Source organism: Rhodohalobacter sp. 614A (assembly GCF_021462415.1).
In the GTDB taxonomy this organism is placed as follows: Bacteria; Bacteroidota; Rhodothermia; order Balneolales; family Balneolaceae; genus Rhodohalobacter.
In genome coordinates this window covers 584,433-597,395 of the sequence record NZ_JAKEDS010000002.1, presented here as the reverse complement: position 1 = coordinate 597,395, position 12,963 = coordinate 584,433, and the positions used below count along the sequence as shown (strand labels likewise).

The 12,963-nt window shown below is 39.3% G+C and carries 9 protein-coding genes; 4 read left to right on the top strand and 5 right to left on the bottom strand.

Annotated elements, in window-relative coordinates; translation table 11 throughout:
- Positions 1-151: 151 nt before the first annotated feature.
- The 3 genes from L0B18_RS11330 (at position 152) to L0B18_RS11320 (ending at position 3,451) form a co-directional block, all read left to right on the top strand.
- Positions 152-739 carry a hypothetical protein gene (locus tag L0B18_RS11330; protein ID WP_234571890.1) on the top strand — a complete coding sequence of 196 codons (588 nt, stop codon included), beginning with the start codon at positions 152-154 and terminating at the stop codon, positions 737-739.
- A gap of 72 nt (positions 740-811) precedes the next feature.
- Positions 812-1,990 (top strand): lycopene cyclase family protein, encoded by a 1,179-nt coding sequence (locus L0B18_RS11325; RefSeq protein WP_234571889.1) that lies wholly within the window; start codon positions 812-814, stop codon positions 1,988-1,990.
- Between the two features lie 327 nt (positions 1,991-2,317).
- Positions 2,318-3,451, top strand: a complete 1,134-nt coding sequence (locus L0B18_RS11320; protein WP_234571888.1) for a hypothetical protein — start codon at positions 2,318-2,320, stop codon at positions 3,449-3,451.
- Between the two features lie 356 nt (positions 3,452-3,807).
- Here L0B18_RS11320 and L0B18_RS11315 read toward each other — a convergent pair whose 3' ends face one another.
- Positions 3,808-7,395, bottom strand: a complete 3,588-nt coding sequence (locus L0B18_RS11315) for a vitamin B12-dependent ribonucleotide reductase (protein ID WP_234571887.1) — start codon at positions 7,393-7,395, stop codon at positions 3,808-3,810.
- Between the two features lie 996 nt (positions 7,396-8,391).
- On the opposite strand from L0B18_RS11315, the gene L0B18_RS11310 reads away from it, so the two are divergent.
- Positions 8,392-9,144: an acyl-[acyl-carrier-protein] thioesterase gene (locus L0B18_RS11310; protein WP_234571886.1), complete on the top strand. Its 753-nt coding sequence runs from the start codon at positions 8,392-8,394 to the stop codon at positions 9,142-9,144.
- A 4-nt stretch (positions 9,145-9,148) separates the two neighbouring features.
- On the opposite strand, the gene L0B18_RS11305 is transcribed toward L0B18_RS11310, so the two are convergent.
- From L0B18_RS11305 to L0B18_RS11290, 4 genes are all read right to left on the bottom strand, one after another.
- Entirely contained in the window at positions 9,149-9,310 is a 162-nt protein-coding gene (locus tag L0B18_RS11305; RefSeq protein ID WP_234571885.1) for a hypothetical protein, read from the bottom strand.
- On the bottom strand, positions 9,307-9,483 hold the full coding sequence (locus L0B18_RS11300) for a hypothetical protein (protein WP_234571884.1): 177 nt from the start codon (positions 9,481-9,483) through the stop codon (positions 9,307-9,309). The genes L0B18_RS11305 and L0B18_RS11300 overlap by 4 nt, the downstream gene beginning before the upstream one ends.
- 81 nt (positions 9,484-9,564) lie before the next feature.
- On the bottom strand, positions 9,565-10,386 hold the full coding sequence (locus L0B18_RS11295) for an aldo/keto reductase (protein ID WP_234571883.1): 822 nt from the start codon (positions 10,384-10,386) through the stop codon (positions 9,565-9,567).
- A 61-nt stretch (positions 10,387-10,447) separates the two neighbouring features.
- Positions 10,448-12,940 carry a T9SS type A sorting domain-containing protein gene (locus L0B18_RS11290; protein ID WP_234571882.1) on the bottom strand — a complete coding sequence of 831 codons (2,493 nt, stop codon included), beginning with the start codon at positions 12,938-12,940 and terminating at the stop codon, positions 10,448-10,450.
- Between the last annotated feature and the right edge of the window lie 23 nt (positions 12,941-12,963).

Here is a 12,963-nt window from a genome sequence, read left to right as displayed (position 1 = left end):
TTGTTACACCTTTAAACAATAGTAATATTATAAAACCCAGATATCAAAAAATTTTATAGATTTCGACTGAAAGTGAATGATTTTTATGATTATTTACATCTGTGAATTTAACTTTCAACAGTATTAGTAATTTTTAGCATCGTTTAAGAATTTGGACTGGCAACAGATTTTGAAAAAATGGTGGGTTAGCGTTCTCCTGATCCCTTTTATAGTATACCAACTCCACCAGGCATACTGGACCCTCAATTTCAACATCTTTTTCAGTATCTCTTATTCCTTCCCTTTTCCGGTAAATGTTGAAAAGTTTCTAGTCAGTAATTTTCTGCTGATTGTACATGAAGCCGGGCATACGTTCTTCAGTATTTTCGGATCCAGAATCATAACCATTCTTGGCGGTTCTCTTAATGAAATTCTACTTCCGCTGTTGATTGTGATTTTTACCATCTTCAACCGATACATAAAAGGAACGCAATTCGCCCTCTACCTTCTTGGATCCGCCTGGTTCAGCGTGGCTTTTTATGCGGCTGACGGCGGACAAAGACAACTACCACTTATAGGAAATCTTGGAAAGGAATCCCATGACTGGTACAATCTTTTAAGACACTACAACATACTTGAAGCCGATGCATCTTTTGCACTAACATTTGTGATAATAGGCTCGCTTGTTTATATAGCCGCGCTGACAGTACCAGTTTGGTTGGAACGGGTTGACAATATTGATTTGGATTTAGACCTGTAAATCAATGAATTGTACCTGAATGGTGTTTTTCCACAGAGAGTTACGTCATTACATTTAAAAATAATTTCGAAAGTGGCTGATCAAAAAAGATTCGATATCATCATAGCGGGTGCCGGTGCTGCAGGACTCAGTCTCCTTTGGCGAATTATGGATTCACCTGTACTCCGGGATTTAAAAATCTTGCTCGTTGACCAATCTTTTGAACCAAAAAATGATAAAACCTGGTGCTTCTGGGAAGATTTTGATTTGCCTGATCCAGATCTGATTCATCATGCATGGAAAAATTTATTGGTTAGAGTAAACGGCAAAACCTATTCAGAAAATCTGAAACGTTATCAATATCAATGTTTGCGAAGTATTGATTTTGAAAGAGCTGTTTTCAAAAGAGCCAAAGCGAATCCAAACATAACTTTATTAAGAACTGATATTTTGGATTTTTCAGGGAAATCGGGGGGTGGAACTGTACAAACAACAGAAGGAAATTTCAGCGCCAAATATATTTTCCAGAGTGTTAAAAAACCCTCCAATTTTGAGCGGATGAAAGTCGACAATAAATTAACTCAGCACTTCCTGGGATGGGAAATTGAAACCGAATACGAACGGTTTAATCCCAAAACGGCTACTTTCATGGATTTTGAGGTCTCTCAAAAACAGGGTGTAACATTCATGTACACTCTTCCCTTTTCGAAGACAAAAGCTTTGGTTGAATACACTATTTTTTCAAAAAAAATTCTTGAACAGAATATTTATAGAAGTGAAATCGAAGCATATTTAAAAAAGAATTACCAATTGAACCACCTTCAGTATTCGGTTCATCGTGAAGAATTTGGAGCTATTCCCATGGAAGACCGGAAATACCCGGCATGGTATTGCGACGGAGTTTTGAATATCGGTACTGTTGCTGGTCTGGCGAAACCTTCAACCGGTTATACGTTTAGCCGTATTCAAAAACATTCTCAGAAAATTATTGCGGCTTTGGAAAGTGGAAATACGTTACCGGAAACTCCGGCTTCAAGCTATCGTTTCAGAGTGTATGATTTAATGATGCTTTATATTCTAAATCACGAAAATCAAAAATCTCTAACGGTTTTTGATCATCTATTCCACAAGAACAGTTTTGATCGGGTGATGGAATTCCTTGCCGAGGAGACAAGTTTCCCGCAAGAACTAAAGATTTTTTCCGGGATGCCTTACCTGCCTTTCTTTCGGTCTATTTATCAAATGAAGCACAGAATTTTTACAGGTGCTTAATTTGAATTTCAAATCTTTTACCAACTGCTAAATCAAAATATTTTAAGATTTTTAGTCCTGATCACTCCGTATAAAGCAATAATCTAAAGAGAGCCTTATATATTAATTAAAACTAATAATCACGAAAATATCTATTTAGATATTATTTTCGATGATTTTTTTGAAGAATTCGTACAGTTTTGAATTTACATCTACATTACTGTTTTAAATAAAACTATGAATAAGTAAATTAATAGCATATAAATTGAAGGATTTTATTACTTATTTATAGTTGGCTTTTAATAAGTAATTGGTTTTTTCGGTCTGTAAAAAATTGGGGTTAAAAAAATGAATAAGTGGGTCAAACCTATAATTGCGGGATTGCTATCCCTGGTTTTCCTTGAAGCATGCAGTAGTAGCATGGAAAGCTCTGGACAGGTTACTTTAAACCCGGGCGACAATTTTCAGCAGGCAAATGATAATTTTCCTGGCGGAACTGTTTTTCTGGTAAGGGCTGGAGTACACTCTAAGCAAAGGGTTCATAATCCAAAAAATGGCAATGTTTGGCTGGGTGAGGGAGGTGCTATTCTTGATGGTGATAATTACATCTCTGCTGCATTCACCGGCAATGCTGAAAATGTAACCATTCAGGGTATTGAAATTAAAAACTATGTAGATAACGGTATCTTCTTTGATTCCGGTAGTAACGTAATTCTTAAACGATTAACAATTTCTGATTCCGGTTCCGGAAATGGTGAATTGAATGGCGCAATCCGGCTAAACGATGTTCAGCAAATTCATATCTCTCATAGCTTTTTTACCAGAGTATCAGCAGGAATTTTACCTACTTCTTGTACCGGACCGGTAAATATTGAGTGGAATACAGGAATTAATATTGGCAGAAACTTCATCCAACTTGATAAATGTGAAGGTGAAGGAATCCGGGTGCAATATAATACGATGGAGAGAATTGATGAACTCCTGCGTCCGGGTGCAAATGATGTTATTGACTGGATTTCGATTTTCCGATCGAATGGAACCGAGCAAGATCCGATTCGAATTATGCATAACCGAGCAAGAGGCCATGGCTATTCGGATACAGGTTCATTTATTATGCTTGGTGATGAAGGTGGAAGTTATCAAATTGCAGAAGGAAATGTTGGTGTAACACCGGGACAGGTTGGTATTGGAATTGCCGGTGGAGATTATATCACCGTAAATAAAAATATTCTTTATAGCGAGGAATGGGAAGATAGCAATGTTGCCTTTTACTCTGCGAATTTTTCAAGCCCTGTCCCCTGTTCCAATCATACGATCAGTAATAACCGTTCTTTCTGGTATTATAATGACGGCCAACAAAATAACATTTGGACCGACCAAAGATGCGATGCTGTGCTTCTTAATAACAGATACCCAGATAAGAGCCTTAATCACAATATTTGGGAATCGTCTAAAGCAGCTAATATCAAAACCGGCAATTAAATTAAAGTGAATTGGTTTTTGGGTTAAAGTTATTCTTTTAACCTTTGGATTCAGGCTTCAATAGATTCTCAAAATAATTTGACTTGAGAGGTACTTTTTGTTGCTGGCAATTTCCTTCACCTTCCTTCGCACGATTACTTTCAGACTGATTTCGTAAACATTTATTGTGACTTAGAATTTTCAAAAAAATCCCCTCATAAAAAAAGGATTTTTGATCTCCCCTTGTTCATTTTCCGGAACTTCTATTTACATCAAAATCAATCTATAAAAAAACCCGTTAGAAGGTCTTTCTAACGGGTTTGTGACTAGTCAAGTCTCCATTTCCATCATTGGGTCGGAAATGCAGTAGTCTAAAATTAGGAGCAGCCTGTTGTAGATCCACAGGTCATGCACTTCAAACATGTTCCATTGCGAATCATAGTCATGCTCCCGCATTCGGGGCAGGAGTCGCCTGTATAACCAAGTTGTTTGGCACGATCATAATCAGAGTCAGCATCATTATCAGATTGATACTGCCGTTCGGTAACATTTGCACTTTCCTTAACCGTTGAGGTTTGAGGCTTTGGATGAGATTGTTTTGCAACTTCATCTGCAAGTTCTTGCTCCTCCGATGGTCGTAATTTTCTCTTCAGAATATCTTCTGGCGCTACGTGAGCAAGGTCTTCCCTTCCCAGGTAAGTAACGGCAAGTTCTCTGAAGATGTAATCGATCACGGATGTCGTCATTTTCACGTGTGGGCTTCCCGCAACCATTCCACTCGGTTCAAATTTGGTGAATACAAATGCATCCACAAATTCTTCAAGTGGCACGCCATGCTGCAGACCGAGGGAAATAGCAATAGCAAAGCAGTTGGTTAAACTTCGGAATGCAGCACCTTCGCGATGCATGTCAATGAAGATTTCACCCAGCTGACCATTGTCATACTCACCGGTTCGCAGATACACACTTTGACCGCCAATCTTCACTTTCTGGGTATACCCACTTCTTCGGAATGGCAATCGTTGACGCCGGGCCACATATTTATGAATAATTTTTTCGGCTGTTTGAATCACTTTGTCTTGTGCCGCAACGGTTTCTTCATCCTCATCTTCAAGTTCATCAAGAACATCACTCATGGAGTTGAGTGGCTGGCTGAGTTTGGAACCATCTCGATAGAGTGCATTGGCTTTTAACATTTTTTGCCAGGATTGCATATATGCATCCTTGAAATCATCTACAGTTGCTTCATTCGGCAGATTAATGGTTTTGGAAATTGCACCAGAAATAAACGGTTGTGCAGCCGCCATCATATTGATGTGTCCTTCGGCTGAAATAAACCGCTGGCCGATTCGCCCACATTTATTCGCACAATCGAATACCGGGTAATGTTTTTCCTTCAGATGCGGAGCACCTTCTATTGTCATTGTACCACACACATAATCGTTAGCTTCCTGGATTTGATCTTTGGAGAATCCAAGATATCGAAGCATGTCGAAGTTATGATCGGACAACTGCTGTTCCGTTAAATCCAACTCTTCTTTGCAGAAATCTTCACCAAGTGTCCAGTGATTGAATGCAAATTTGATGTCAAAACTACCGGGCAATGCTTTTTCAATAGCTTCCAATTTTTCATCCGTAAACCCTTTCTCTTTCAGCGTTTCCGGATTTACATGTGGACAACCTTCCAATGATGCATGACCTTTCGCATACTTAACAATCTCATCAATCTCTTTTTCATCATATCCAAGATTTTTAAGAGCCAGCGGTACACTCTGGTTGATAATTTTGAAGTATCCGCCACCGGCAAGTTTTTTGAATTTCACAAGTGCAAAATCCGGTTCTATACCTGTAGTATCACAGTCCATCACCAAACCAATAGTTCCTGTCGGGGCAATTACGGTTACCTGTGCATTTCTGTATCCGTACTTCTCGCCCAATTCAACGGCTTCATCAGAATCTTTGCGGGCAGCTTTCAACAGATATTTTGGACAGTGATCCTCACTGATTCCCACAGGTTTGATTGTGAGACCTTCATATTCGTTCTCCTCTGCATTATAAGCGGCCCGTCTATGATTTCGAAGAACCCGCAGCATATGCTCTTTATTACGCTCATATCCTTCGAACGTACCCAATTCATTTGCCAATTCAGCACTTGTAGCATACGCCTTCATATGCATGATAGATGTCAGTGAACCGGCAATAGCACAGCCTTCAGCACTGTCATAGGGAACACCCTGTACCATCAGAGCTGCACCGATATTGGCAAAGCCGAGACCGAGTGTTCTGAATACATAAGAAAGCTCAGCAATTTCTTTGGATGGAAACTGTGCCATCAATACAGCAATTTCCAAAACAGTGGTCCAAAGCCGGGATGCATGACGAAGAGACTCTACATCAAACGTACTGCAATCCTCATCTTTGAAATATTTCATCAGGTTCAAAGAAGCGAGATTACACGCGGTATTGTCCAGGAACATATACTCCGAACATGGATTACTTGCGTTGATCGGTCCGTCTTCGGGGCATGTATGCCATTCGTTAATGGTATCGTGGTATTGCGTACCGGGATCGGCACAAGACCAGGCCGCATAACTGATTTGATCCCATAAATCACGGGCCCGCATTGTTTCCATCGGTTCTGGATCACGACCTTCTTTTGCCGCTCTTTTCTTTTCAACACGGCCATACAGATTCCATTCGCTGTTATCCACAACGGCCTGCATAAAGCTGTTTGGCACACGAACGGAATTATTTGAATTCTGTCCGCTTACAGTCATGTAGGCTTCGGAATTCCAGTCCGTGTCATAGGTATCAAATTCAATATCTTTAAAACCCTGGGCAGCAAGTTGAATAACGCGTTCAATATAATTCAAAGGAACGTGATCCCGTTTTGCTTTTTTGATCGCTATTCCAAGATCTTCATTTTTCAGCGGATCGCGACTTACTGCACCGTTTAAACTTTTTCCATCAATCTCTACCGGTTCATTACAAAGCTGCATAATTTTTTTGAGGTGCTTTTCCGTAACTTTTGAACCAGCCACAATTGCAGCTACCTTCTGCTCTTCCCGGACTTTCCAGTTGATATATTCTTCAATATCTGGATGATCCAAATCAAGGGTTACCATTTTGGCTGCACGCCGGGTTGTTCCACCCGATTTGATTGCTCCGGCAGCACGGTCTCCTATTTTCAGGAAACTCATCAAACCGGATGATTTTCCGCCACCACTGAGAGGCTCATTTTCTCCACGAATTTTCGAAAAGTTACTCCCTGTTCCGGAGCCATATTTAAAAAGCCGGGCTTCACGAACCCAGAGATCCATAATACCGCCTTCATTTACAAGATCGTCATCAATACTTTGGATGAAGCACGCATGCGGCTGAGGGTGTGAATACGCATCTTCCGATTTTTTCAGTTCGCCGGTTTTACCATCTACATAGTAATGGCCTTGAGCAGGACCGTTAATTCCATACGCCCAATGCAATCCGGTATTAAACCACTGCGGACTATTCGGTGCTGCCATTTGATTGGCGAGCATGTAGGAAAGTTCGTCGTAAAAAGATTTGGCATCCTCTTCGGAATCAAAATAATCGTGTTTCCATCCCCAATATGTCCAGCACCCTGCAAGACGGTGAAACACTTGTTTGCTATCAATTTCATGGCTGTACCTTTCATCCTCTTCAACTTTTTCGAGAGCTTTCTCATCTGCTTCCGATCGCTGAAGCCAGGCAGGGACACCTTTCTCTTTTATTTTTTTCAGTTTGGCAGGAACTCCGGCCTTTCTAAAATATTTTTGAGCAATGATATCGGTAGCGACCTGTGACCAACTGGATGGCACAACTACATTATCCATCTGAAAAATGAGTGAACCGTCGGGATTTTTAATCTCTGATTTTCTTTTCTCAAACTTAATCTCCTCGTACGGTGAACTCCATTCCTCTTTGGTATAAAATCGCTTAAATTTCATAAATATAATCTCCTCTTTGTATCTGGTATTATCGTGTAATTAGCCGTTGATGATTTGGCGACCTGGCTAGAAATTGTACTTCACAATATATTTGTGAGAAGCAGAGACAGCAAGAAAAAAATCAAATACTTTTCCACAATTCAATCAAGTTATCCACATTAAGAAAAGTGTCTGGATTTGAGGACATAAAAACACGTTGAAGGGCCTCATCGAAAACCGATTAATCTTATATTATTTTTCGAAAATTATCATTTATAAAAATATAAATATGACTTATGGGGATAATTATAAGCCCTAACAAGCATCAAAGAAAGGTTTGTATAGTTATTCACAAGTGAAAAAGTTATCCACAAATCACAATCAATCTTAAAAAGCCTTAATATTTACATTTTAAAATTAATTATTTATATGTTTTTTATAAATGATTTTATTTTAATAACAAAATACTTTACAGTCTTTTTTTTTATAAAATTAAACCATCAACAAATATAATAAAAAGAGCATTATTACATCTATAAAACCAATCAATCGCCACAGAATTAATCGTACTGTCTTATGTTGAATTCCCAACTACCCACAAGACCTAAAATTGTTTTAGGTGAATCGACAAAATCTGTGCAAATCATTGAAATGTTACCCGTGCGTTATTCGAATCCCTCCCGATTTTTTGATAAAAAAAATGACCATTTAACACAGCAGTAGATTCGATTATAAAAACCATTCAGCTCATAATATCTTATTTCTTAAAAAGCATTTTTGAATGGAGTTACATAACCAATCTAATTAAATACCAAGACGAGAAATTCATTTATAAATGATCCCTCAAAAAGAAGAACCTGTGCCAATTGCAGCATACAAATTATGATCGACTCTTAATCACGGAGGCAAACTACCGGTTCAGAAAAAAAATCTGAGAAAGAAAAATCATGCAGTAAGGATGAATGATTAAACCAAATGCCGTAAGTTTCAAAGAGGTCACATCATCAATCTACAGATATGTCAGCAAAGCAAGAGTATAAATATTCGGTTCCTTACAAAGTCCGTTCATACGAAGTTGATCATCTGCAAGAAGCAAGCATTTCTACTATATGCGATTACTTTCAGGAAGCAGCAGGACTCCATGCACAGGAACTTCATTTCGACATATCAGATCTCCAGGAAAAGGGCCTCACGTGGATACTGTACAAACTGCAAGTAAAGGTTCACGAATTCCCCAAAAGATGGGAATCAATAAAAGTAACTACATGGCCTTCTACCGGTGATGGAATCCGGGCATATCGGGATTATGAACTATTTGATAAAGAAGGGAAACTTCTCGCGGCAGGATTGAGTCAGTGGATGGTGTTGGACATTCAAAAAAAGAGACCGGTAAAAATGCCGGAAGAACTGATGAGCAAACGCTTTGCAACGGACAAGCATGTTTTGGATCTTCATAAAAAAAACCTTCCCAAACTAGATGGACAAGATTCAGAGCTAATCACAACGGTCAGTCTTAATGATCTGGATATGAATCGACACGTGAACAACGTTCGATATATTGACTGGATAACCGGTTATAATTTGCCCGATCACTTGAGAGACAAAAAATGCACCGAAATTGTTATTCAGTATGTTTCAGAAACGAAGAATGGAGATAAGATTTTTCTTTTTGGCGAAACTGATAAAAACACCGACAAAGAAATGAATCATTCACTTTTTAAAAACGGTGCTGATAGGGTGATAGCAAATGCCCGGACGCGCTGGGCATAGCCAGTCAATTCTCATCTGAAACTTCGGCTGGTTGTTCTTTTTTATTTTGCCTGAAGTCTGAGGGGTGGCTTTCCATCTCACTGAATTCTCTAAAGGTGTATACAATTCCTATCACAAAAAGGATAACAACAATAATACCTGATGAAAAAAGAAATGGGATATTCATGACCGACCTCCATATTTAATAATCTTGAAGTAAGCGCCAAATCCCAAAATAGATGGAACCCATAGCCCAACAAAAAGCCCCGCATCCTGATCTATCCCAAACCATAGGGAGACGGATAGAATTAATGAGACCAAAGCAGCTGCGAGAATATAATAGTCTGACTTATTGAGCATATTAAAATCTTTTTTTGATGTCTTCTATTTATAAAAGACTTCGAAAAGAAAGATCGTTCCTGCTCTTGAAATCAATTGAGACTACATATCCCATTTAGGGGCAAAGGATGGGTTCACCAATCGTGTGGTTTTATCAAGAGCATCAATTTGTTCGAAATGTTCATCTGATAACTCAAAATCGTAGATGTCGATATTATCTTCCAAATGTTCCTTTGAAGATGCTTTTGGAATAGCCACAACATTTTCCTGTTCAATCAGCCATCGCAGAGAAACCTGGGCAGGTGTTTTACCATACTCTTCTGCAATTTCGATCAACTTATCATTATTCAACACTTTTCCCTGGGCCAGCGGACTGTAAGCTGTCACCAAAAAATCGTGATCGTAAGAGTAATCAATCAGGTCAAACTGTGCTAAAAATGGATGGTATTCAACCTGATTTGTCAAAATTGGAATTCGAAGTTCTTCAACGATTTCCTGGGTTAACCCCAAAGGAAAATTACTGATACCGACATTGAGCGCCTTGCCCTGATCGCGGAGTGTAAGCATGGCCTCAAACGTCTGCTGTATGGAAACTTGCTTGTTAGGCCAGTGAATCAACAACAAATCAACATATGGGGTACGCAATTGACGAAGGCTGTCTTCTACCGACTGAAGGACATCATCATGATCGAGATTGGTGTGCCACACTTTGGTGGTTAGAAAAATATCTTCCCGATCTACCGGCGACGAATAAATGGCATCCCCAACCTCCTTTTCATTTTTATACATCTGGGCTGTATCGACGTGCCTGTAACCAATAGCCAGAGCATCAGAAACGGACTGTTTACACTCTCTGCCGTACAATCTGTAGGTTCCAATTCCAATTTCCGGAATATCTACTCCCTGAGCTGTTTTAAACTGCATGAATTACTTTAAAACGAATATCTGTTTGATTAAAATTATCTTCGTGTGCTTTGAAAGCGTGTTACTTAATCAATGTAATTTTTCTTGTAAAAATTCGATTTCCGCTTTCAAGTTGAACGATGTAAATACCACTCGGTTTATCAGATGCATCCCAAACGAGAGAATGCTCTCCAGCCTGAATTGTATCATCCAGTAAAAGTGCTACTTGTTGTCCAACAATATTATAAATCCCAACCCGGACACTTCGTTCCTCGGGAATATAAAAATTTATATTTGTAGATGGATTAAAAGGATTCGGATAATTTGGACGGAGTTCAATTTTGTCCGGGGTCTCCACGTCTTCCGTATTTTCAGAAAAGGATTCATATGGCTGTACTTTCAAAACAAACCGGGGACGTCCCTGCGCAGTGAACGCTGTTATTTTTGGTGTTTCATTCTGATTGTTTTCATTCATTGCCGAAACGCTGCTGCTATACCGAAAACGATATTCATTCTCTTCTCGAAGATTTACCGAAGTACCATTAAATGTATCTTCGAGAGTCAGAATCCACTCTTCTGGCAGCTCATTGTTCAGATTCCATTTTATGGTAGCGCTACCTGCATTGTCTATCATTTTGGCGCCCAGGCCTATTTCATATTCCTGATTAATATCAAATGGCAGATGGGTAAATGAGTTATAATTTTCTGACGAAAGCGTCGATGAAAGATAAAGAAGCGGAGATCTAAAGTTGGTATTATTATTGGCCGAAGGTAAAAGTTCAAGTTTTGGAAGATCAAAACGAAGTTGCGAGTTTTGCGCCGGGCTGTCTAAAAAACCAAGCATTACCGCATCTGCGATCAACCCCTCATTCCCATTTTCAGGAAGTAAACTGAATTCAATAAAACGCTCCATAGAGGGGCCTGTAATCCGGTTATCGGAATTGCCAAGAAGATTGGCTACACTTTCATTCAAGACAAATGGACTCCAGTAATCATTTTCTATCTGGCTAAGAAACTGAAGATCAAACTTCTGCTTCTGTCGATTCCATATCTGCGTAACAGGTGCTATTCTCGATAAATTTGTGGACTTATTCATTGTTTGTCCACTATTCTCTGCATAAACAGGTGTTGCAATAAAATCTGAACCAGAAGTTAACTCAGATACCGGTACCGCCGTTGAGTTTGAACTATATTCTGATTCAGTGAATATTTTAACAGCCGAGTTATCCGTCTTTTGAACCAAAACAGGTTGATAAGGCTCTACAGTATCCATGTTGATGGGTTCACCAGCCAGATCATAGAACTCTAATGCAGAATTTCGGTTCAATCTTTGAATGGATCTCCCGGGAAGTGTAAAGAGATATAAGCCACTATCAGACAGCCCTTTAGAATACATAGGAACCGTATTTCCCCGTGAACCCGGAGAGCCATACAAATCCTGATAATATGTGGATTGAGATGGAGCAAAATCCTGTAAGCTTGAATACCCATCATACGCCCTTGATACACGGTTCAGTTCGAGAGCTACTCCGGGTTCCGTAGCTTCATAAGTGGCCGATGCAATAAGTTGTCCGTTCCGCTCAAGCCCAACCCGTCCCCTGCTTTCAGAAATGATTGACCCGCTATAAAAATAACTATTGTTTACACCTTCAAGACTGGAAATATCCGCATTGGATATTACTGTAAAGCCATAAGGCTCTACATAGATATCCTGCTGAATAACTTTGACTCCAAGAGATGTAAAAATTTCCACTCCTTTTAACGATAACCGTTGTTCTGCGGGATTATAAATTTCTATGTATTCGAAATCACTGCCATTTACATCCGATTTGGGCAATATTTCAGTAATAATAACATCTCCCCTGTTCAAGGATAGCTGCTCACCCACTTCAGGAAATATTTCCATTCTCTGAAGCGCCATTGGAATTTCATTTGAAATCGTTTCAGTTCCGTCAATCACCCACATCAAATGAATCACATCCGATTGGCGCAGGAAGATATCATCGATGTTTAAATTAATGGAAAATGAACGCCAGCTGTCTTCATCAGACCTGAGGGAAAACGATTCGATTTTTCCACTTTGAACACTACTCCATTCACCATCATTAATTCGGTACATCAATTCAAAATCGTTGTTTTCCGAACGTTCAAAAAAATTATAGATAAAGTCGTAGGCAAGCATCAAATGCCCGATGCTGTTGCCGCTATTGTTTTGGAATGATGAGACAAAAAATGTTTGATATGGAAAATCTTTAATCTGAACTTTTCCCGGGGCAACGAACGCGCTGTTTTCAGATACAAAATAATTAATACCCGGATTCTGATCACCATCATACGGCTGCCACTGATCATGTAGAAGAGAAAGATCATCAGAGAGAATAGATTGAAAATCTGAAAGGCCAACAGTTATCGAGGATTGCTCAACTATAGTTTCTCCCTGAGAAAATTGAATTTCAAGAGGTAAAGCACTTTCAAGAGATATTTGTGCCTCAGCTGCAGTTCTACCGTCCCAAATCAAAAGGATGGAAACAAGCAGGAATAATGTAAAAAAAGATCCTTGTAGCTTTTGTCCCATAGGCGGTTTTAGCAGAATGAACA

Bases quoted from the DNA above. Each gene is read 5' to 3' on its own strand.
- L0B18_RS11290 (WP_234571882.1), bottom strand. From the start codon at position 12,940: ATGGGACAAAAGCTACAAGGATCTTTTTTTACATTATTCCTGCTTGTT.
- L0B18_RS11315 (WP_234571887.1), bottom strand. From the start codon at position 7,395: ATGAAATTTAAGCGATTTTATACCAAAGAGGAATGGAGTTCACCGTAC.
- L0B18_RS11300 (WP_234571884.1), bottom strand. From the start codon at position 9,483: ATGCTCAATAAGTCAGACTATTATATTCTCGCAGCTGCTTTGGTCTCA.
- L0B18_RS11305 (WP_234571885.1), bottom strand. From the start codon at position 9,310: ATGAATATCCCATTTCTTTTTTCATCAGGTATTATTGTTGTTATCCTT.
- L0B18_RS11310 (WP_234571886.1), top strand. From the start codon at position 8,392: ATGTCAGCAAAGCAAGAGTATAAATATTCGGTTCCTTACAAAGTCCGT.
- L0B18_RS11295 (WP_234571883.1), bottom strand. From the start codon at position 10,386: ATGCAGTTTAAAACAGCTCAGGGAGTAGATATTCCGGAAATTGGAATT.
- L0B18_RS11320 (WP_234571888.1), top strand. From the start codon at position 2,318: ATGAATAAGTGGGTCAAACCTATAATTGCGGGATTGCTATCCCTGGTT.